This is a genomic window from Xylophilus ampelinus, from assembly GCF_003217575.1.
Lineage (GTDB): Bacteria > Pseudomonadota > Gammaproteobacteria > Burkholderiales > Burkholderiaceae_C > Xylophilus > Xylophilus ampelinus.
The window spans coordinates 1-20,094 of the sequence record NZ_QJTC01000022.1 but is presented as its reverse complement, the minus strand read 5'-3'; the positions used below and the strand labels follow the sequence as shown (position 1 = coordinate 20,094).

The 20,094-nt window shown below is 68.0% G+C and carries 18 protein-coding genes; 15 read left to right on the top strand and 3 right to left on the bottom strand.

Features of this window, described 5'->3' with window-relative positions; all coding sequences use genetic code 11:
• Positions 1-4: 4 nt before the first annotated feature.
• Positions 5-991 (bottom strand): magnesium/cobalt transporter CorA, encoded by a 987-nt coding sequence (gene corA / locus DFQ15_RS13435; protein ID WP_110466467.1) that lies wholly within the window; start codon positions 989-991, stop codon positions 5-7.
• A 463-nt stretch (positions 992-1,454) separates the two neighbouring features.
• Here corA and hpf point away from each other — a divergent pair, with 463 nt between their 5' ends.
• The 3 genes from hpf to hprK all read left to right on the top strand — a co-directional run bounded on the left by hpf (position 1,455) and on the right by hprK (position 3,350).
• Complete coding sequence (gene hpf / locus DFQ15_RS13430; protein WP_110466466.1) at positions 1,455-1,784, top strand: ribosome hibernation-promoting factor, HPF/YfiA family; 330 nt, start codon at positions 1,455-1,457, stop codon at positions 1,782-1,784.
• Between the two features lie 100 nt (positions 1,785-1,884).
• Complete coding sequence (locus tag DFQ15_RS13425) at positions 1,885-2,352, top strand: PTS sugar transporter subunit IIA (RefSeq protein WP_110466465.1); 468 nt, start codon at positions 1,885-1,887, stop codon at positions 2,350-2,352.
• Positions 2,353-2,393: 41 nt separating this feature from the next.
• Complete coding sequence (gene hprK / locus DFQ15_RS13420) at positions 2,394-3,350, top strand: HPr(Ser) kinase/phosphatase (protein ID WP_110466464.1); 957 nt, start codon at positions 2,394-2,396, stop codon at positions 3,348-3,350.
• 194 nt (positions 3,351-3,544) lie between these two features.
• On the opposite strand, the gene fur is transcribed toward hprK, so the two are convergent.
• Entirely contained in the window at positions 3,545-3,976 is a 432-nt protein-coding gene (gene fur / locus DFQ15_RS13415) for a ferric iron uptake transcriptional regulator (protein WP_110466463.1), read from the bottom strand.
• 131 nt (positions 3,977-4,107) lie between these two features.
• Here fur and DFQ15_RS13410 point away from each other — a divergent pair, with 131 nt between their 5' ends.
• The 7 genes from DFQ15_RS13410 to holA all read left to right on the top strand — a co-directional run bounded on the left by DFQ15_RS13410 (position 4,108) and on the right by holA (position 11,283).
• A complete protein-coding gene (locus DFQ15_RS13410; protein WP_110466462.1) occupies positions 4,108-4,665 on the top strand; it encodes an outer membrane protein assembly factor BamE in 558 nt (185 codons plus the stop codon).
• 94 nt (positions 4,666-4,759) lie between these two features.
• Positions 4,760-5,590 carry a 4-hydroxy-tetrahydrodipicolinate reductase gene (gene dapB / locus DFQ15_RS13405; RefSeq protein ID WP_110466461.1) on the top strand — a complete coding sequence of 277 codons (831 nt, stop codon included), beginning with the start codon at positions 4,760-4,762 and terminating at the stop codon, positions 5,588-5,590.
• 19 nt (positions 5,591-5,609) lie between these two features.
• Entirely contained in the window at positions 5,610-6,263 is a 654-nt protein-coding gene (locus tag DFQ15_RS13400) for a MotA/TolQ/ExbB proton channel family protein (RefSeq protein WP_110466460.1), read from the top strand.
• Positions 6,264-6,272: 9 nt separating this feature from the next.
• Positions 6,273-6,719: an ExbD/TolR family protein gene (locus DFQ15_RS13395; protein WP_110466459.1), complete on the top strand. Its 447-nt coding sequence runs from the start codon at positions 6,273-6,275 to the stop codon at positions 6,717-6,719.
• Positions 6,720-6,807: 88 nt separating this feature from the next.
• On the top strand, positions 6,808-9,516 hold the full coding sequence (gene leuS, locus DFQ15_RS13390) for a leucine--tRNA ligase (RefSeq protein WP_110466458.1): 2,709 nt from the start codon (positions 6,808-6,810) through the stop codon (positions 9,514-9,516).
• A gap of 178 nt (positions 9,517-9,694) precedes the next feature.
• Positions 9,695-10,195: an LPS-assembly lipoprotein LptE gene (locus DFQ15_RS13385; RefSeq protein ID WP_110466502.1), complete on the top strand. Its 501-nt coding sequence runs from the start codon at positions 9,695-9,697 to the stop codon at positions 10,193-10,195.
• Positions 10,195-11,283: a DNA polymerase III subunit delta gene (gene holA, locus DFQ15_RS13380; RefSeq protein WP_110466457.1), complete on the top strand. Its 1,089-nt coding sequence runs from the start codon at positions 10,195-10,197 to the stop codon at positions 11,281-11,283. Before DFQ15_RS13385 ends, holA begins: the two co-directional genes overlap by 1 nt.
• A gap of 231 nt (positions 11,284-11,514) precedes the next feature.
• Here the strand turns inward: holA and DFQ15_RS13375 are convergent, their stop codons facing one another.
• Complete coding sequence (locus DFQ15_RS13375; RefSeq protein WP_110466456.1) at positions 11,515-12,252, bottom strand: transporter substrate-binding domain-containing protein; 738 nt, start codon at positions 12,250-12,252, stop codon at positions 11,515-11,517.
• A gap of 367 nt (positions 12,253-12,619) precedes the next feature.
• Between DFQ15_RS13375 and DFQ15_RS13370 the strand changes: the two genes are divergently transcribed.
• The 5 genes from DFQ15_RS13370 to gshB all read left to right on the top strand — a co-directional run bounded on the left by DFQ15_RS13370 (position 12,620) and on the right by gshB (position 19,755).
• Complete coding sequence (locus DFQ15_RS13370; protein WP_110466501.1) at positions 12,620-13,900, top strand: glutamate-5-semialdehyde dehydrogenase; 1,281 nt, start codon at positions 12,620-12,622, stop codon at positions 13,898-13,900.
• 214 nt (positions 13,901-14,114) lie between these two features.
• A complete protein-coding gene (gshA, locus tag DFQ15_RS13365) occupies positions 14,115-15,407 on the top strand; it encodes a glutamate--cysteine ligase (RefSeq protein WP_110466455.1) in 1,293 nt (430 codons plus the stop codon).
• 201 nt (positions 15,408-15,608) lie between these two features.
• Positions 15,609-17,483 carry a potassium transporter Kup gene (locus DFQ15_RS13360; protein ID WP_110466500.1) on the top strand — a complete coding sequence of 625 codons (1,875 nt, stop codon included), beginning with the start codon at positions 15,609-15,611 and terminating at the stop codon, positions 17,481-17,483.
• 86 nt (positions 17,484-17,569) lie between these two features.
• Positions 17,570-18,745: a benzoate/H(+) symporter BenE family transporter gene (locus DFQ15_RS13355; RefSeq protein WP_110466454.1), complete on the top strand. Its 1,176-nt coding sequence runs from the start codon at positions 17,570-17,572 to the stop codon at positions 18,743-18,745.
• 47 nt (positions 18,746-18,792) lie between these two features.
• Positions 18,793-19,755 carry a glutathione synthase gene (gene gshB, locus DFQ15_RS13350; RefSeq protein ID WP_110466453.1) on the top strand — a complete coding sequence of 321 codons (963 nt, stop codon included), beginning with the start codon at positions 18,793-18,795 and terminating at the stop codon, positions 19,753-19,755.
• Positions 19,756-20,094 lie beyond the last annotated feature (339 nt).

Below are 20,094 nucleotides of genomic sequence, written 5' to 3'. Positions count from 1 at the left end.
CTCTTCACCCCAGCCAGCCGCGGCGGCGGAAGTACCACATCGGGCCGACGGCGCTGGTCACCATCAGGGCCAGCACGTACGGATACCCCAGCGTCCAGTCCAGCTCCGGCATGTACTTGAAGTTCATGCCGTAGATGCTCGCGATCAGCGTCGGCGGCAGCAGCGCCACGCTGGCCACCGAGAAGATCTTGATGATCTTGTTCTGGTTGATGTTGATGAAGCCGACGGTCGCATCCATCAGGAAGTTGATCTTGTCGAACAGGAACGCGGTGTGGTTGTCGAGCGATTCGATGTCGCGCAGGATCTGGCGCGCTTCTTCGAACTGCTCGGCGTTGAGCATCTTGCTGCGCATCATGAAGCTCACCGCGCGGCGGGTGTCCATCACGTTGCGGCGAATCCGGCCGTTCAGGTCTTCCTGCCGCGCGATCGCGCCCAGCACCTTGCCGGCCAGCTCGTCGGTCACTTCGCCCGACAGCACCATCGTGCTGGCTTTCTCCAGCGCCTCGTAGATGTTCTCGAGCGTGTCGGCCGAGTATTCGGCGTCGGCGTCGAACAACTTCAGCAGCACGTCCTTCGCGTCCTCGATCAGGCCCGGGGCGCGGCGGGCGCGCATCCGCAGCAGGCGGAAGGTGGGCACGTCCTCGTCGTGGATGGTGAACAGCACGCCGCGGCTCTTGTGGCCGCCGTTGTACTGGTTGAGGATGAAGGCCACCCGCACCGAGCGCGGCTCCTCGTCGTCGTCGATCAGGAAGTCGCTGCGGACATGCAGGTCGCCGTTGTCTTCCTCGTAGAAGCGGGCCGATTCCTCGATGTCCTCGCCGGTCGCGTCCTCAGGGATCGACAGGGCGTAGTGGTGCTTGATCCAGCGCTTCTCTTCGGGCGTGGGGGCTTGCAGGTCGACCCAGATCGGCTGGAACCGGGTGAACTCTTCGAGCGACTCGATCTCTTCCTGGACGAGCCGGCCGTTGACGAGCGAAAAAATGTTGAGCATGGCGAACTCCCGTGGCGGGTTGCATCGGTCGGGTGTGGGCGGGGGCAGGCTTCCAACCCCCGGCCGCGCGAGGCACGCCACAGGAGTCGGAAGCTACCGACTGGGAAGGGATTCCAAGGTGCTTTTGTCTGAAAAGTCAGGCCGGGATTATGGCACTGCAGCATGCGGCGGCGCCCCGAAGCGGTGCCTGCCCGTGCCACGGGCCGCAGCCCCAGGCAACCCCGCTTGCGCATCGGGTATTGGCTCGCGTCCCGCCGCTCCGGTCGTTTTTTACATTCTCGTGAAACTAAAAAAATAGTGTTGAATATCAACGACTTGGCGTAGTGGCGCGCTGCTTTTCAGGCGTTCCGCGATTGATTTATGCTTAGCCGGGGCGCATCATGGATTTGCCGGCACACATGCGTTCGTTCCGCCTCCGAACGGCGGTTATTTCCACTGGAGTTCGTTTTCCTGGAGGTTACTTATGAATCTGACGATCAGCGGTCATCACCTCGATGTCACCCGGGCCCTGCACGACTACGTCACGGCCAAGATGGACAGGATCTCGCGGCACTTCGACCAGGTGGTCGATGTCAAGGTTTTACTCCGCGTGCAGAAGCAGAAGGAAAAGCAGGGGCGGCAACGCGCCGAATGCAACATCAACGTGAAGGGCAGCAGCATGTTCGCCGAGTGCGCCCATGCCGATCTCTATGCCGCCGTCGACGAACTCGTCGACAAGCTCGATCGCCAGGTCGTCCGCCACAAGGACCGCGTCCAGGACCATCACCACGCAGCGCCCAAGCGCCTGATGTGAGTCCGTGCGGGCCCGGCACCGGCTGTTGCGCCGCTGCGCCAGCCGTTTGGCAAGGGGAGTGGGTTGTTGCAGTGCGAGGTACATAATCCGCTCTCACACCATGAACCGTCTCGCCTCCATATTGCCGGCCGCTCAAGTGCTCGTGAGCGTAGACGCCACCAGCAAAAAGCGTGCATTCGAAGAGGCGGGACTTCTTTTCGAAGAGCTGCACGGCCTGAGCCGCGCGCTCATCACCGACAGCCTTTTCGCTCGCGAGCGCCTCGGCTCCACCGGCCTGGGCCACGGTGTCGCGATTCCCCACGGCCGCATAAAGGGCCTCAAGGCGCCGATGGCCGCAGTGTTCCAGCTGGCCCAGCCGATCGGCTTCGACGCGCCGGACGAGCGGGCGGTGGCCCTCCTCATCTTTCTGCTGGTGCCGGAGGCGGCGACGCAGAAGCATCTCGAAATCCTCTCGGAGATCGCGGAGCTGCTGAGCGACGCGCCGCTGCGCGAGAAGATCAAGACCTGTGGCGACGCCACCGAGTTGCACGCGATCATCAACGCCTGGCAGTCGACCCAGGTCGCCTGAGCCGCCTTCCTGCTTCCCGCGTCCGCCACCGGCCCGACCGTTTGAAACCCACCGTCGTCAGTGCCGACGCCCTGTTCGAGGAATTCCGCGGCTCGCTGCGCTGGGAATGGATGGCGGGCCTGAGCGCGTCGGAGCGCAGCTTCGAGGCGGTGGCGGTATCGGCTGCCCGCTCGGGCGCCGACCTGGTCGGCTACCTCAACTACATCCATCCGTACCGGGTGCAGATCCTGGGCGAGCGCGAGATCGCCTACCTGACCAACGCCACGGCCGAGGACTGCGCCCGCCGCATCGCCCGCATCGTCACGCTGGAGCCACCGGTGCTGATCATCACCGACGGCCAGACCGCGCCCGACGCGCTGGTGTCGATGTGCGAGCGGGCGCAGATCCCGATGTTCGCGACGCACGAGCCGGCGGCCTTCGTCATCGACGTGCTGCGTGCCTATCTCTCCAAGCACTTCGCCGAACGGGTCACGATGCACGGCGTGTTCATGGACATCCTGGGCCTGGGCGTGATGATCACCGGCGAATCCGGCCTGGGCAAGAGCGAGCTGGGGCTCGAGTTGATCTCGCGCGGCAACGGCCTGGTGGCCGACGATGCGGTCGATCTCTACCGGATCAACCAAACAGCGATCGAGGGCCGCTGCCCTGCGCTGCTGCAGAACCTGCTGGAGGTGCGCGGCATCGGGCTGCTCGACATCCGCGCGATCTTCGGCGAGACGGCGGTGCGCCGGAAAATGCGGCTGAAACTCATCGTGCACCTGGTCCGCAAGGAAACGATGGAGCGCGAGTACGAGCGGCTGCCGTACGAGCCCCTGACGCAGGACGTGCTGGCGGTGCCGGTACGCAAGGCGGTGATCCAGGTGGTGGCGGGCCGCAACATCGCCGTGCTGGTGGAGGCCGCGGTGCGCAACACCATCCTGCAGCTGCGCGGAATCGATACTTATCAGGAATTCGTGGAGCGCCATCAGCGCGCCATGGAGCGCGGCGAGCCCGACTGAGAAGATATGAGAGAACCTACTACGCGACCCGATTGCGCAGCTGCGGTCCTCACCGCACCGAAGTACGGCTCCGGTCCTCGCCGCACACTCGGGCCGCTCGCTACGGTTCTTTCACACCTTCTGCGCCTTCGATTCCTGGCATGGGTTGCGGGGCTTCGCCTCCTTGCGAATGCGGGGCGGCCGCCCGGCCGGCGTCAACGCTGCGTTTGCTTGACGACCGCGTCCGGCGACAGGCCGAACAGGATCACCGTATGGTCCTGCAGCACCCAGCCGCGGGCCTTGGCGATCGCCTGCAACCGCTTCTCGATCTCGGCATCGTGGAACTCCTCGACCTTGCCGGTGCTGGTGCAGATCAGATGGTCGTGGTGCTCGCCTTCGTTCAGTTCGTAGACCGCCTTTCCGCCCTCGAAGTGGCGGCGGCTCAGGATGCCGGCCTGCTCGAACTGGGTCAGCACCCGGTAGACGGTGGCCAGGCCGATGTCGGAGCGTTCCTCCAGCAGCACCCGGAACACGTCTTCGGCCGTCAGGTGGCGCTCGACACTCTTCTGGAAGATTTCCAGGATCTTCAGGCGAGGCAGAGTGGCTTTGAGTCCGGTGCTCTTCAGATCGTCGATGTTGGTGGGCATGGGCTGCGGGTCTCCAAGGCAGTCGGGTTCGGTGTGCAGCGGGCCGCGCGGGTGTCGGCCGGGCCGGGTGGCCGGGGTCTGCCGTGGCCTGCATCTACAATGGTTCGATCATATCGCCAGCACCTCCAGACATGCCTGATCTTTTCCGTCGCGTCGCGCTCGCCGGCGCAGCCGCTGCAGCATGCGTCGTCCTGCCGGCCTGCGGCTCCTTCGACAACGCGAGCAATCGCGTCGCCAGCATGGTCACGCCCTACAAGATCGAGGTGGTGCAGGGCAATTTCGTCTCGAAGGAGCAGGTCGCCGCGCTGCAGAACGGCATGAGCCGGCTGCAGGTGCGCGAGGTGCTGGGCACACCGCTGATGACCAGCGTGTTCCATGCCGACCGCTGGGACTACGTCTTCACCATCAAGCGCCCCGGCGTCGAGGCCCAGCCGCGCCGGCTCAGCCTGTTTTTCAAGAACGATCTGCTCGAGCGCTTCGAGGGCGACGAGATGCCGAGCGAAGCCGACTTCGTCGCGTCGCTCGACACCCGCAACCGCGCATCGGGCAAGGTGCCGGTGCTGCAGGCCACCGAGGACCAGCTGAAGAAATTCCCCGGCCCCAAGGTGCCCCCACCCGAGTCGGCCACGTCGGACGCCGCCGAGCCACCATTGCCGACCCGCTACCCGTCGCTCGACGCGCGGCCCTGATCCGCGGCGCCGGGCGGCACGCGTGCCGCGGCAGCGACCGCCGACCCGCCGGCATCGCCGTCCGGTTCCCGATCTTTCTTCTTCAGGATTTCGCATGAGTGCGTTGCCTTCTTCCCAAAACCCGGTTCGCGTGGCGATCGCCGGGGCCTCCGGCCGCATGGGCCGCATACTGATCGAGGCGGTGCGCGCGTCCGACGACTGCGTGCTGGCCGGCGCGCTCGACGTGCCCGCCAGCCCCGCGATCGCCTCCGATGCATCGGCCTTTCTCGGCATCGCCAGCGGCATCGCGATCACCGCCGACATCGCCACCGCGATCGCGGATGCCGACGTGCTGATCGACTTCACCCGCCCCGAAGGCACGATGGCCCATCTGGCCGCGTGCCGAGACAAGGGCGTGGCGCTGGTGATCGGCACCACCGGCTTCACCGCCGCGCAGAAGGCCGACATCGGCTCGGCCGCGCAGCAGATCCCGATCGTGATGGCGCCCAACATGAGCGTCGGCGTCAACGTCACCCTGAAGCTGCTCGAGATGGCGGCCAAGGCGCTCTCCACCGGCTACGACATCGAGATCGTCGAGGCCCACCACCGCCACAAGGTGGATGCGCCCTCGGGCACCGCGCTGAAGATGGGCGAGGTGATCGCCGGCGCGCTGGGCCGCTCGCTCGAGGAGTGCGCGGTGTACGCCCGCGAAGGCGTGACCGGCGAGCGCGACCCGTCCTCGATCGGCTTCGCGACGATCCGCGGCGGCGACATCGTCGGCGACCACACGGTGCTGTTCGCCGGCACCGGCGAGCGCATCGAGATCACCCACAAATCGGCGAGCCGCTCGACCTATGCGCAGGGCAGCCTGCGGGCGGCACGCTTCCTGGCCGGGCACAAGAGCGGCCTGTTCGACATGTTCGACGTACTGGGCCTGCAGGACTGAAGCCGCAGGAGCACACAAGATGGGAATCGCACGTTTTCTGGCCCAGGGCGACACCGTGTCGCGCAGCGTGGCCGTGTCTTTGCTGGCGCTGTCGGTGGCCAGCTGGGTGGTGATCGCCTGGAAGGTCTGGATGCTGCGGCGCGCCGGCGGCGACGTGGCCCGCACCGTGGCCAGCGTCTGGCAGTCGCCCACGCTCGATGCGGCGCGGGGCGCGGCCCCGGCCTTCGACCGGCATGCGCTGGTCACGCCCTTCCTGGCGGCGCTCGGCGTACCGATGGCCGGTGCCACGCTGGCGCATGCCGGCGACACTTCGCAGCAGCGCACCCGGGTGCTGCGCGGCGCGCTGCAGGCGGCCTCGGTCCGGCTGCAGTTCGGCCAGGTGCTGCTGGCCACGGTCGGCGCGGTGGCGCCCTTCATCGGGCTGCTCGGCACCGTCTGGGGCATCCACCATGCGCTGGTCGATATCGCGGGCGCCGGCCAGATCACGATCGAGCGGATCGCCGGCCCGGTGGGCGAGGCGCTGGTGATGACGGCCGCCGGCCTGGCGGTCGCGATCCCGGCGGTGCTGGCCTACAACCTCTTCGGCCGCCGCATCGCGCGGATCGAGGCCGAGCTGGAAGGCTTCGCGCAGGACCTGCGCGACCTGCCCGGCACCGTGGCCGCCGGCTCCTAGGCGCACGCCATGGCTTTCGGACGACTCGACCGCAACGCCTCCGGCGGTCCGATCAGCGAGATCAACGTCACGCCCCTGGTCGACGTGATGCTGGTGCTGGTGGTGATCTTCCTGCTGACCGCGCCGCTGCTGGCCAGCAGCATCCGGCTCGACCTGCCGCAGGCCGCATCCGCCGCGCCGGCCACGGTCGAGGCGCCGGTGGTGGTGGTGATCGACAAGGCCGGCAAGGCCTTCCTGGCCGACCAGCCCGCCGACGACCCGGCCCTGGCGGCCCGCTTCGCCGCGGCGATGCGTGCCAACGCCCAGACCGAGCTGCAGCTGCGCGCCGACGCCGGCGTGCCCTACGGCCGAGTGGTCGAGGTGATGGGCCTGGCGCAGAAGGCGGGCCTGACCCGCATCGGCTTCATGGCCGAGCCGGCGCCCGCTGGACCGGCACCCGCCGCCGCCGGCGGGTAGCAAGCCCCCTAAAATCCCGTCCTTGCTCGTCGCCCTGCGGCGGGGCCGCGCATTGCCGTCCCGGCGGGCGCCGAATCCTCCAGCTTCCATGCAAGACAAATACCTTCACACCGAGGTCGAGCGCGCCGCGCAGAGCCACTGGACCGCCGCCGACGCCTACCGCGTGACCGAGGACGCCGCGCGCCCCAAGTTCTACGCCTGCTCGATGCTGCCCTACCCCAGCGGCAAGCTGCACATGGGCCATGTGCGCAACTACACGATCAACGACATGCTGACCCGCAGCCTGCGGATGAAGGGCTACAACGTCCTGATGCCGATGGGCTGGGACGCCTTCGGCCTGCCGGCCGAGAACGCCGCGCTCAAGAACGGCGTGCCGCCCGCGCAGTGGACCTACGACAACATCGCCTACATGAAGCAGCAGATGCAGGCGATGGGGCTGGCCATCGACTGGTCGCGCGAGGTCGCCACCTGCGACCCGGGCTACTACAAGTGGAACCAGTGGCTGTTCCTGAAGATGCTCGAGAAGGGCATCGCCTACCGCAAGACCCAGGTCGTCAACTGGGACCCGGTCGACCGGACGGTGCTGGCCAACGAGCAGGTGATCGACGGCAAGGGCTGGCGCACCGGCGCGGTGGTCGAGAAGCGCGAGATCCCGGGCTACTACCTCAAGATCACCGACTATGCCGAAGAGCTGCTCGGCCATGTGCAGACGCAGCTCCCCGGCTGGCCCGAGCGGGTCAAGCTGATGCAGGAGAACTGGATCGGCAAGTCGACCGGCGTGCGCTTCGCGTTCCCGCACACGATCGCCGACGAGACCGGCGCGCTGATCGGCGGCGGCCGGATGTACGTCTTCACCACCCGCGCCGACACCGTCATGGGCGTGACCTTCTGCGCGGTGGCGCCGGAGCATCCGCTGGCGCTGCACGCGGCCAAGACCAATCCCGAGGTGGCCGCCTTCGTCGCCGAATGCAAGGCCGGCGGCACCACCGAGGCGGAGCTCGCCACGCAGGAGAAGAAGGGCGTGCGCACCGGCCTGACGGTGACCCACCCGTTCATGGAAGAGCCGGTCGATGTCTGGGTCGGCAACTACGTGCTGATGAACTACGGCGACGGCGCGGTGATGGGCGTGCCGGCCCACGACGAGCGCGACTTCGCCTTCGCCCTCAAGTACGGCCTGCCGATCCGCCAGGTGGTGCTGGTCGACGGCGAACACTACGACTACCACCGCTGGCACGACTGGTACGCCGACAAGACCGAGGGCGTGACCGTCAACTCCGACACCTTCAGCGGCATGCCCTACCAGGAAGCGGTCGATGCGGTGGCACATGCCCTGCAGGTGCGCGGCCTGGGCGAGAAGAAGACCACCTGGCGGCTGCGCGACTGGGGCGTCTCCCGCCAGCGCTACTGGGGCACGCCGATCCCGATCATCCACTGCGACGAACACGGCGCGGTGCCGGTGCCCGAGGCCGACCTGCCGGTGGTCCTGCCGGTCGACCTGGTGCCCGACGGCAGCGGCAATCCGCTCGTCAAGTCGGAGGCGTTCCACGCCGGCGTCGTCTGCCCGGTCTGCGGCAAGCCGGCCCGGCGCGAGACCGACACGATGGACACCTTCGTCGATTCGTCCTGGTACTTCATGCGCTACTGCGATCCGAAGAACGACCGGGCGATGGTCGGCGAGGGCGCACGGTACTGGATGCAGAGCCCGGGAAATGCCGCTGGCGGCAGCGGCATGGACCAGTACATCGGCGGCATCGAGCACGCGATCCTGCACCTGCTCTACGCCCGCTTCTGGACCAAGGTGATGCGGGACCTGGGCCTGGTCGAGATCGACGAGCCCTTCGCCAGGCTGCTGACCCAGGGCATGGTGCTCAACCACATCTACTCGCGCCGCACCGACAAGGGCGGCAAGGAGTATTTCTGGCCGCACGATGTCGAGCATGTGCAAGACGACACCGGCAAGGTGGTCGGTGCCAGGCTGGTCAAGGCCGTCGGCGCGCTGCCGGCCGGCACGCCGATCGACTACGAGGGCGTGGGCACCATGTCCAAGTCGAAGAACAACGGCGTCGACCCGCAGGAGTTGATCGGCAAGTACGGCGCCGACACCGCCCGGCTCTACACCATGTTCACCGCGCCGCCCGAGGCGACGCTCGAGTGGAACGACGCGGCGGTCGAGGGCAGCTACCGCTTCCTGCGCCGGGTCTGGAACTTCGGCGCCAGGCTCGGCGCTATGGATTTGGAAGCGGTCGGCCGAAGCGCCGCGCTGGCCAGCAGCCTGAAGGACGTCGAATTCGGCCCCGCCGCCAAGGCGCTGCGCCTGGAAGTGCACACCGTGCTCAAGCAGGTCGACTACGACTACCAGCGCATGCAGTACAACACCGTCGTCTCCGGCGCGATGAAGCTGCTCAACGCGCTGGAAGAATTCAAGGCCGGCGGCACGCCCGGCGCCGAGGTGGCGCTGATCGAAGGCTTCGGCATCCTGCTGCGGGTGCTCTACCCGGCCACGCCGCACATCGCCCACGGGCTGTGGTCCGACCTGGGCTACGCCACCGCGCTGGGCGACCTGCTCGACACCGCCTGGCCGCAGGTCGACCCCTCGGCCCTGGTGCAGGACGAGCTGGAGCTGGTTCTGCAGGTCAACGGCAAGCTGCGCGGCGCGCTGCGCGTCGCGGCCGGCGCGAGCAAGGCCGAGATCGAGCAGGCCGCGCTCGCCTGCGAGGACTTCCGGAAGTTCGCGCCCGGTGCCTCGCCCAAGAAAGTGATCGTCGTTCCCGGCCGCTTGGTCAACATCGTGATCTGATGGACCTCCCCCAGTCTTCGCGCATTGCGTGTCGCTACGCCAACCCCCTCACCGGGGGCAACACCAGCGGCCCGGCAAAGCCGGCTCCGCGGTGTTCCTGGGTTATGCGGCTTCGGAAGCGGACGATGCACACGATGCCGACGCGGGGTTGAAAATCGAGATGAAACTGAAAGCTCCCATGCAACGCCGCGCACTCGTTCTTTTGCCGCTGGCCGGCCTCGCCCTGGCGGGTTGCGGCTTCCATCTGCGGCAGGCGCCCAACTTCGCCTTTTCGACTATCTATCTCGCGACCACGTCGCCGATGGGCATCGAGCTGCGGCGCAACCTGGAAGCGGGCGACCGGGTCCGGGTGATCCGCGACGCTGCCGCGCGCGACAGCGCGGACGCGATCCTCGAAATCCTGCAGGACCAGCGCGAGCGGGTGGTGCTGGGCTACAACTCCAGCGGCCAGGTGCGCGAGTTCCAGCTGCGCACCCGGGTGCGGTTCCGGGTGCGTACACCCGCCGACATCGAGCTGCTGCCCTCCACCGAGATCCTGTTGCAACAGGACCAGAGCTACGACGAAACCCTGGCCCTGGCCAAGGAGGCCGAAGCCCAGCTGCTCTACCGCAGCATGCAGACCGACGCTGTCCAGCAGATCATGCGGCGCCTTGCGGCGATCAAGACGCTCACGCCCTGATGCAGCTCGCACCCGCCCAGTTGGCGGCCCACCTGCAGAAGGGCCTGCGGCCGCTCTATGTGCTGCACGGCGACGAGCCGCTGCTGCAGCAGGAGGCGGCCGACGCTATCCGCGCCGCGGCGCGGGCGGCGGGCCCGGCCGAGCGCGCCGTCTACACCGTCGCCGGCGCGCACTTCGACTGGAGCGAGGTGCTGGCCGCCGGCGGATCGCTGAGCCTTTTCGCCGACCGGCAGATCGTCGAGATCCGCATCCCCTCCGGCAAGCCCGGCAAGGAAGGCAGCACCGCGCTGCAGCAGCTCGCCGCCGACGCCGCCACGCAAGAGGGCACGCTGACCCTGGTGATGCTGCCGCGACTCGACAAGGCCACCCGCACCGGCGCCTGGTTCGGCGCGCTGGAGCGGCACGGCGTGTCGGTGCAGATCGACCCGGTCGAGCGCGGTGCCCTGCCGCAGTGGATCGCCCAGCGGCTGCAGCGCCAGGGCCAGCAGGTGGCGCCGGGCGACGAAGGCCAGCGCACCCTGCATTTCTTCGCCGACCGGGTCGAGGGCAACCTGCTCGCCGCCCACCAGGAGATCCAGAAGCTCGCCTTGCTCCACCCCGCCGAGCCCGGCGGCGCGCCGCGGGTGCTGACGCTGGAGCAGGTCGAGGCGGCCGTCGCCAACGTCGCCCGCTACGACGTGTTCAAGCTCTCCGAGGCGGTGCTGGGCGGCCATCCCGCCCGGGTGCAGCGGATGCTCGACGGCCTGCAGGCCGAGGGCGAGGCCGAGGTGCTGGTGCACTACACCCTGGCCGAGGACATCCGCGCACTCAAGCGGGTGAAGGACGCGGTGGAAGCCGGCCGCCCGCTGCCGATGGCGATGCGCGAGCAGCGCATCTGGGGCGTGCGTGAGAAGCTGTTCGAGCGGGTGCTGCCCCGCATCGAGCCGCGGATGCTGGCCCGGCTGCTGCAGTCGGCCCACCAGGTCGACGGCATCGTCAAGGGCCTGCCGCAGGACGGCTGGCCGCGCAACGGCTGGCAGGCGCTGCACCGGCTGGCGCAGCAGCTGTGTCGGGCGTGCGCCGGGCCAGCACCGCGCGCGCGGAGTTGATGCTACTTTATCGATAGCTAGCGGTCGGCGTCTATCAATGATTCCAGAACCATTCATATCTGAAATCGTTTCTGCATAACGGCATTCAGCTATGAAATTAGAAGTCACACCGCCGCCCCAAAAAGGGTGAAAGAACCGTAGCGAGCGGCCCGAGTGTGCGCCGAGGACCGGAGCCGTACTTCGGTACGGTGAGGACCGCAGGCGCTCAATCGGGCCGCGCAGTAGGTTCTCTCACCCTTTTTCGGCCGGCGCGACCGAAGCGCCCTGGATGCCGTGCAGCGCCAGCGCATCGGCCACGAAGCCGCTGGCCTTCTGCGCTTCCACATAGGCCGCAAGTTCCGCCGCCGCCTCGGCACCGCGCCCCTTCGGCAATCCCATCGCCTGCCGGATCACCATGAATCGCCCCGGCAGCAGCCGCAGGCCGGGCAGGCGGCGCGCGTCGGCCTCCAGCTGCTGGCGCACGCCGGCGGCGACGTCGAGGTGCTGGGCAATGAAGGTATCGACCACCGCGGGCGAGGAGGGCACCCGCACGATCTCGGCGGCCTTCAGTTCGCGGCTCAGATACAGGTCGTAGGCGCTGCCCTTGCCGACCGCGACGCGGTGGCCGGCCCGGTCGATCTCGTCGTTGGCCCGCAGCGGCGAATTGCCCTGCACCAGGTAGCTGCCCTCGATCAGCACATAGGCCGCGGTGAAGGCGATGCCCGCGCCGCGTACCGGGTCGATCGCGAAGAAGCCGATGTCGGCCTGCTCGGCCGTCACCGCGTCGACCGATTGGCCGGCGGTGTCGAACACCACCAGCTCCAACTCCACGCCCAGCCGCTCGGCGAACCCCCGGGCCAGGTCGATCGACACGCCGGCCGGCCGGCCGGCCGCGTCGGTGCCCGCCAGGATCGGGTTGCCCCGATTGATCGCGGCGCGCAGCCGGCCGGTGGGGGTGAAGGCGGCGCGCAGGGCCGGGGATGCGGGCATGGAAGGCTCCAGTCGATGGGTCGGACCGCCATGCTAGAGCGTGTTATGCACTTTGACGTACCCGCGTGGGTCCCGCAGGCGGGCGATCGCAAGGCGCGGGCCGCCGCCAAGGCTTCGTGCCTCGGCAAGGGCCGCAACGCCGCGAGCACCTGCCTGCGGGACCCACCCTTCGGGAAAGCCGGGGAGAGGCCCGGCTGCCGCGTTGCAGTCCGCTTGCGGTATTCATACCGAAGCGCGTCCTGCGCCTTGCCGCCGGGCCTCTCCCCGGCTTTCGCGGGCACGTCACAGTGCATAACACGCTCTAGCGGGGCGCCGGTGCCAGCCCGCCGCGCCGTCGGGACCGGGGCGGCATGGGAAAATGCGCTCCATGAACGCCCTGAACATCGCCGAATACGTCCACACCCTCGGCCTGCAGGCCCGCGCCGCATCGGCCGCGATGGCGCGCGCCGACACCGCCACCAAGAACCGCGCCCTGCGCACCCTGGCCCGGCTGCTGCGCGAGAGCGGCCCGGCGCTGGCGGCCGAGAATGCCAAGGACCTGGCCCGCGCCGAGGCCGCCGGCCTGGCCGCGCCGATGGTCGACCGGCTGCGCCTCACGCCCCAGGTGCTGGAGACGGTGGCCCAGGGATGCGACCAGCTGGCCGCAATGCCCGAGCTGGTCGGCGAGGTCACCGGCATGCGCCAACAGTCCAGCGGCATCCGGGTAGGGCAGATGCGGGTGCCGCTCGGCGTGTTCGCCATGGTTTTCGAAAGCCGGCCCAACGTGACGATCGAGGCGGCCAGCCTGTCGATCAAGAGCGGCAACGCGGCCATCCTGCGGGGCGGATCGGAGGCGATCGATTCCAACAAGGCCCTGGCCGCGCTGGTCCGGCAGGCCCTGGAAGACGCGGGCCTGCCCGCCGACGCGGTGCAGATGGTCGCCACCACCGACCGCGCGGCCGTCGGCCACCTGATCGCCATGCCCGAGCATGTGGACGTGATCATCCCGCGCGGCGGCAAGGGTTTGATCGAGCGGATCAGCCGCGAGGCCCGGGTGCCGGTGATCAAGCACCTCGACGGCAACTGCCACACCTACGTCGACGACCCCTGCGACATCGCGATGGCGGTGGCTGTGGCCGACAACGCCAAGACCCAGAAGTACAGCCCCTGCAACGCCAGCGAGGGCCTGCTGGTCGCCCGCGGCGTGGCGGCGGCCTTCCTGCCGGCCATCGGCGCGGTGTACGCCGCCAAGGGCGTCGAGATGCGCTGCGATACCGAAGCCCGTGCCCTGCTGGCCGAGGTGCCGGGCGCCCGGCTGGCCGACGCGACCGAGGCCGACTGGTCGGAGGAGTACCTGGCGCCGATCATCAGCATCAAGGTGGTGGCCGGGGTGGACGAGGCGATCGCCCACATCAACCGCTATTCGTCGCACCACACCGACGCCATCCTGACCCGCGACCACGTGCATGCCCAGCGCTTCCTGCGCGAGGTGGATTCGGCCAGCGTCATGGTCAACGCCAGCACCCGGTTCGCCGACGGCTTCGAATACGGGCTGGGCGCCGAGATCGGCATCAGCACCGACAAATTCCATGCGCGCGGTCCGGTAGGGCTGGAAGGGCTGACCTCGCTCAAGTGGGTGGTGCTGGGCGACGGCCAAGTCAGGGGTTAACCCGCCGAGTCGCCTTGCGGCGCCTCCCCCCCTGGAAGGGGGGCTGCCGGCGGACCGGCGGAGCCGGATCCGCGGTCGCCCTGAGGTGGGCGGGTGCCTCATCTTGGGGAGCGCTGCGGACGCCCTGGGCGGCTTACTCTTTCACACCGGGTCAATGGCCTCATATTCCTAGAATTCGTTTGGTTATTACGCTCCCATAACAACAGAGGGCCGCATGGTTCCGCATCTCATCACGGCACTCACCGGCCCGATCAACGAACTCGAGCAGCGGGTGATCGACTCCATGCCGGCCATCGAGCGGTGGTTCCGCCTGGAATGGATGGAGCACACGCCGCCGTTCTACAGCTCGGTCGACGTGCGCAACGCCGGCTTCAAGCTGGCGCCGGTCGACACCAACCTGTTCCCCGACAACTGGAACCAGCTCACGCCTCAGATGCTGCCGCTGGCGGTGCAGGCGGCGATGGCGGCGATAGAGAAGATCTGCCCCGAGGCGCGCAATCTGCTCGTCATCCCCGAAAACCGCACCGACAGCCCCGGCTACCTGCAGAACGTGGCGCAGCTGGTGCGCATCTTCCACCTGGCGGGCCTGAACGTGCGGGTGGGCTCGGTCAACCCCGACATCAAGGAGCCGACCGCGCTGGCGCTGCCCAACGGCGACCGGCTGACATTCGAGCCGGTGGTCCGCAGCCAGCACCGACTGGGGCTGCAGCATTTCGACCCGTGCACCATCCTGCTCAATACCGACCTCTCGGCCGGCGCGCCGGGCATCCTGGAAGACCTGCACGAGCAGTACCTGCTGCCGCCGCTGCACGCCGGCTGGTCGGTGCGCCGCAAGAGCCACCATTTCCGCAGCTACGAAGAGGTCTCGAAGCGTTTCGGCAAGCTGCTGGGCATCGACCCGTGGCTGATCAACCCGATGTTCAACACCTGCGGCGAGGTGGATCTGGCCCACGGCGCGGGCATCGAGTGCCTGACCAGCAACGTCGACACCCTGCTGGCCAGGATCAAGCGCAAGTACAAGGAATACGGCATCAACGAGAAGGCCTTCGTCGTCGTGAAGTCCGACAACGGCACCTCCGGCCGCGGCGTGGCCACGGTGCGCGACGTGAAGGATCTCGATGCCCTGGTGCGCAAGGCGCGCGCGAAGGCGCCGGGCGATGCGGCCGGCACCAGGGCCGACATGATCATCCAGGAAGGCGTGCTGACCAACGAGCGCATCGGCAAGTCGGTGGCCGAGCCGGTCGTCTACATGATGGACCGCTACGTGGTCGGCGGTTTCTACCGGGTGCACGGCGAACGCGGCGTCGACGAGAACCTCAACGCGCCCGGCACCCGCTACCAGCCGCTGGAGTTCGACGACAGCGCCCACCTGCTGCAGCCCGGCGGCAAGTCGGCGGCCGACGCGCCCAACCGCTTCTACATGTACGGCGTGGTCGGCCGTCTGGCGATGCTGGCGGCCAGCTACGAGATGGAGGCCACCGACCCGTACGCCGAAGTCTACGAATAGCCCGCCCGCCCGCCCGGTCGGTAGACCCGATCGGCTTCGGGGGCCGCGGTTTCTGCGGTTGTTGCGCCGCAACATGGTCGGGGTGGATGCCCCTTTGCAGTGCGGACGGCGCACAATAGCGGTCCCCCAGCAACCTCGACGGTGTGCCGCACGGGCCGCGGCAGCGCCGCTGCACGGCAGGTCGCCGCCGCCGCGACCGCCGTGTCTGAATCGTCGTCCAAATCCTCCCTCTCCGCGTTGACACTGGGGGCCATCGGGGTCGTCTACGGCGACATCGGCACCAGCGTCCTCTACGCGGTCAAGGAAGTCTTCTACACCGGGCACGTGCCGTTCACCCACGCGAACATCTACGGCATCCTGTCGATGTTCTTCTGGACGCTGGTCGTCATCGTCGCCCTGAAATACGTGGTGCTGGTGCTGCGGGCCGACAACAACGGCGAAGGCGGCCTGGTCGCGATGCTGGCCCTGGCCTCGCAGGCGGTCAAGGACAATCCCCGGCTGCGCAAGGTGCTGCTGCTGGTGGGCATCTTCGGCACCTCGCTCTTCTATGGCGACGGGGTCATAACTCCGGCCATCTCGGTGCTGTCGGCGGTCGAGGGCCTGGAGGTGGTCTCGCCCGAGTTCCGCCACTATGTGATCCCGCTGACCCTGGTGGTGCTCTTCGTGCTGTTCGCGGTGCAGAAACGCGGCACCGGGGGCATCGGCAAGTTCTTCGGCCCGATCACCCTGGTCTGGTTCCTCGCGATCGCGGCCCTGGGCGTGATGCACATCATGGGCCACCCCGAGATCCTGAAGGCGCTCAGCCCCTACTACGCGATGCAGTTCATCTGGCAGCACCCCGGCATCACCTTCATCATCCTGGGCGCGATGGTGCTCTGCGTGACCGGTGCCGAGGCGCTCTACGCCGACCTGGGCCACTTCGGCAAACGGCCGATCCGGCTTGCCTGGTTCAGCGTCGTGATGCCCTGTCTCACCCTCAACTACTTCGGCCAGGGCGCGCTGCTGCTGGCCGATCCGTCGGCGGTCGAGAACCCGTTCTTCCGTATGGCGCCGGCCTGGGCGCTGGTGCCGCTGGTGCTGCTGGCGACGATGGCGACGGTGATCGCCTCGCAGGCGCTGATCTCGGGCGCCTTCAGCATCACCAAGCAGGTGATCCAGCTGGGCTATCTGCCGCGCCTCAACATCCAGCACACCAGCGTGCGCGAGGCCGGCCAGATCTACATCCCGTTCGTCAACTGGGGCCTGTTCGTCGCGATCGTGCTGGCGGTGGTGCTGTTCCGCTCGTCGACCAACCTGGCGGCTGCCTACGGCATCGCGGTCACGCTCGACATGCTGATCACCACCATCCTCACCTTCTTCGTGATCCGTTATGGCTGGCGCTATCCGCTGGCGCTGTGCATCGTCTCGACCGGCGTGTTCTTCGTGATCGACCTCGCCTTCTTCAGCTCCAACATGCTCAAGCTCTTCGCCGGCGGCTGGTTCCCGCTGATGATCGGCGGCGCGGTGTTCACCCTGATGGTCACCTGGAAGGACGGCCGCGCCATCCTCAACAGGAAGATGCGCGCCGACGCGATCGAGCTGCCTGTTTTTCTGGAGGCGGTCTTCGTCAGCCCGCCCACCCGGGTCGAGGGCACCGCCGTCTTCCTGACCGCCGAGCGCGGCACCGTGCCCAACGCGATGCTGCACAATCTCAAGCACAACAAGGTGCTGCACGCGCAGAACCTCTTCGTCACCGTGCGCAGCCACGAGAAGCCCTGGATCGCGCCCGAGCAGCGGCTGGAGGTCGAATCGCTCGGCCATGGCTGCTGGCAGGTGGTGGTGCACTACGGCTTCAAGAACGATCCCGACCTGCCGCAGGCGCTGGCCCGGATGCGCGGCCAGGGCTGCGAGCTCGATCCTATGGTCACCAGCTACTTCCTCTCGCGCGACACCGTCATCCCCACCATCGGCAGCGGCATGGCCGCCTGGCGCGAGAAACTCTTCGCACAGATGCACCGCAACGCCAGCGGCGCCGCCGACTTCCTGCACCTGCCCAACAACGCGGTGGTGGAGCTGGGCTCGAAAATCGAAATCTGATTTGCTATTAAATTGATAGCTGGATGTCGGCGGTCTGCGGTGGCCTTGGCTACTTTCTTGCCTGCATCTGGGGACGGGACGGGGCCATGCGGTTTTTCAGGGACTCGAGCGTTTCGGCGGCGACGGCGGGCTTCGTGGCGGTGCTGGTCGGCTTCACCAGCTCGGTGGCCATCGTGTTCCAGGCGGCACGCGCCTTCGGCGCCGGCCCCGAGGAGATCGCGTCGTGGGTCTGGGCGCTGGGCATCGGCATGGGACTGTGCTCGGCGCTGCCGTCTCTCTGGTGGAGGAAGCCGGTCATGGTCGCCTGGAGCACGCCGGGCGCCGCGGTGCTGGCCTCGGCCGGCGCGGGCTTCGGCATGGGGCAGGCGGTCGGAGCCTTCATGGTCTGCGCCGCGTTGATCATCGTGGCCGGCGCCACCGGCTGGTTCGAGCGGGTGATGAACCGCATCCCGATGGCGATCGCCGCCGCGCTGCTGGCCGGCGTGCTGGCCCGTTTCGGCATGCAGGCGTTCACCGCGGCGCAGACCGCGCTGCCGCTGGTGCTGTTGATGCTGCTGGCCTACCTGCTGGCCCGCCGGCTGGTGCCGCGCTATGCGGTGCCGCTCACGCTGGTGGTGGCGGTGGCGTACGTCGCGCTGCGCGGCCAGCTCGCCTTCGCCGACCTGCACTTCGCCATCGCGCGGCCGGTCTTCGTCGCGCCGGTGTTCAGCTGGCAGGCGGTCGTCAGCCTGGCGCTGCCGCTGTTCGTGGTCACGATGGCGTCGCAGAACCTTCCCGGCGTGGCGGCGATCCGCGCCGCGGGCTATGCGCTGCCGATCTCGCGCATCGTGACCATCACCGGCGTGGCCACTCTGCTGCTGGCGCCCTTCGGCGGCTACGCGCTCAACCTCAGCGCCATCACCGCCGCCATGTGCATGGGGCGCGAGGCGCATCCCGATCCGGACCGGCGTTACACCGCGGCCGTGGTCTGCGGCGTTTTCTATGTCGCCATCGGCATCTTCGGCGGCGCGGTCGCCGGACTGCTGACCGCGTTTCCGGCCGAGTTGGTCGCGGCCATCGCAGGGCTGGCGCTGCTCGGCACCATCGCCGGCGGCTTGGCCGCCGCGCTGCAGGACGAGCGTTATCGCGAGGCTGCCATCATCACCTTCCTTGTCACGCTCAGCGGCGTGGCAATAGCCGGCATCGGCTCGGCGTTTTGGGGCGTGGTCGCCGGGGCGCTGGCGCTGCTGGTACAACAATACCGGTCGCGGCCGCCCGCCTAGCGCCGCCGCGCACCCCGTTCACCCGCCACGCTTTCCCACCGCCCGCCATGCATATCCTCTTCATCGCCGATCCGCTCGAGTCCTTCAAGATCTACAAGGACACCACCTTTGCGATGATGCGGGAACTGCAGCGCCGAGGCCATACGCTCGCCGCCTGCGGCCCGCAGGAACTGGCGTGGCAGAGCGGGGGCGTCGTCGAGGCGCAGGTGCGCACCCTGCGGCTGACCGGCGACGCCACCGACTGGTTCGAGGCCTCCGCCGCCGATGCACCGCAGCCGCTACGCAGCTTCGACGCAGTGCTGATGCGCAAGGACCCGCCGTTCGATTCCGAATACTTCTACGCCACCCACCTGCTGGAACAGGCCGAGCGCGAAGGCGCCCGCGTCTTCAACAAGCCACGGGCATTGCGCGACCACCCGGAGAAGCTCGCGATCCTCGAATTCCCGCAGTTCATCGGCCCGACGCTCGTCACCCGCAGCGCGGCGGCGTTGCGGGCCTTCCATGCGGAGCACCGCGACATCATCCTGAAGCCGCTCGACGGCATGGGCGGCATGGGCATCTTTCGCGTGAAGGACGACGGGCTCAATCTCGGCTCGGTCATCGAGACACTGAACCGCGACGGAGCCGAAACGGTCATGGTCCAGAAATTCCTGCCGGCCATCGCCCAGGGCGACAAGCGGGTGTTGGTCATCGGCGGCAAGCCGGTGCCTTTCAGCCTGGCGCGCATCCCGCAGGGCGGCGAGGTGCGGGGCAACCTGGCAGCCGGCGGCAAGGGCATGGCGCAACCGCTCTCCGCACGCGACCGGGAAATCGGCGAAGCGTTGGGCCCGGTGCTGTTCGCACGCGGCCTGTTGCTGGTGGGCGTGGACGTCATCGGCGACAGCGTTACCGAAATCAACGTTACCAGCCCCACCTGCTTCCAGGAAATCCAGCAGCAGACCGGCTTCGACGTGGCCGCCATGTTCGTCGATGCGCTGGGGTCGGCGATGGCTGTCACACCCGCGAAATAAGTTTTTGCATGTCTGTAGGCCGGTGCCGCAAGTAGCTGTGCTACAGTTCACCTCCTTTGCAGCGGCAGGTCATTTCAACGATCGGCCCGTAGCTGCGAAGAGCCGAACAATGTGCTTCGGGATCGCAAGATGCCGCTGGGCGGCTTTGAGTTCCGGTGTACGATTGAGGTCTGCGCGGGATTCGGCGGTCTGGTTGCGGTGCTACTTCGGTGGCGGTGTGGCGAGGTGGTTGGAGGAAGCGGAGAGCGAAAAGAGTTTGACGGTGTTTAAGAAGCCGTGCTAGAATTTGAGGCTCTGCTGATCGCAGCGGGGTTGGTGGGTGAGGCGAGAGTCTTGCTT

Excerpts from the sequence above, each read along its gene's own strand:
- holA (WP_110466457.1), top strand. The coding sequence starts at position 10,195 with ATGCAGCTCGCACCCGCCCAGTTGGCGGCCCACCTGCAGAAGGGCCTG.
- leuS (WP_110466458.1), top strand. The coding sequence starts at position 6,808 with ATGCAAGACAAATACCTTCACACCGAGGTCGAGCGCGCCGCGCAGAGC.
- DFQ15_RS13355 (WP_110466454.1), top strand. The coding sequence starts at position 17,570 with ATGCGGTTTTTCAGGGACTCGAGCGTTTCGGCGGCGACGGCGGGCTTC.
- DFQ15_RS13425 (WP_110466465.1), top strand. The coding sequence starts at position 1,885 with ATGAACCGTCTCGCCTCCATATTGCCGGCCGCTCAAGTGCTCGTGAGC.
- DFQ15_RS13410 (WP_110466462.1), top strand. The coding sequence starts at position 4,108 with ATGCCTGATCTTTTCCGTCGCGTCGCGCTCGCCGGCGCAGCCGCTGCA.
- DFQ15_RS13385 (WP_110466502.1), top strand. The coding sequence starts at position 9,695 with ATGCAACGCCGCGCACTCGTTCTTTTGCCGCTGGCCGGCCTCGCCCTG.
- dapB (WP_110466461.1), top strand. The coding sequence starts at position 4,760 with ATGAGTGCGTTGCCTTCTTCCCAAAACCCGGTTCGCGTGGCGATCGCC.
- hpf (WP_110466466.1), top strand. The coding sequence starts at position 1,455 with ATGAATCTGACGATCAGCGGTCATCACCTCGATGTCACCCGGGCCCTG.
- corA (WP_110466467.1), bottom strand. The coding sequence starts at position 991 with ATGCTCAACATTTTTTCGCTCGTCAACGGCCGGCTCGTCCAGGAAGAG.
- gshA (WP_110466455.1), top strand. The coding sequence starts at position 14,115 with ATGGTTCCGCATCTCATCACGGCACTCACCGGCCCGATCAACGAACTC.
- DFQ15_RS13395 (WP_110466459.1), top strand. The coding sequence starts at position 6,273 with ATGGCTTTCGGACGACTCGACCGCAACGCCTCCGGCGGTCCGATCAGC.
- DFQ15_RS13400 (WP_110466460.1), top strand. The coding sequence starts at position 5,610 with ATGGGAATCGCACGTTTTCTGGCCCAGGGCGACACCGTGTCGCGCAGC.
- DFQ15_RS13370 (WP_110466501.1), top strand. The coding sequence starts at position 12,620 with ATGAACGCCCTGAACATCGCCGAATACGTCCACACCCTCGGCCTGCAG.
- DFQ15_RS13375 (WP_110466456.1), bottom strand. The coding sequence starts at position 12,252 with ATGCCCGCATCCCCGGCCCTGCGCGCCGCCTTCACCCCCACCGGCCGG.
- fur (WP_110466463.1), bottom strand. The coding sequence starts at position 3,976 with ATGCCCACCAACATCGACGATCTGAAGAGCACCGGACTCAAAGCCACT.
- gshB (WP_110466453.1), top strand. The coding sequence starts at position 18,793 with ATGCATATCCTCTTCATCGCCGATCCGCTCGAGTCCTTCAAGATCTAC.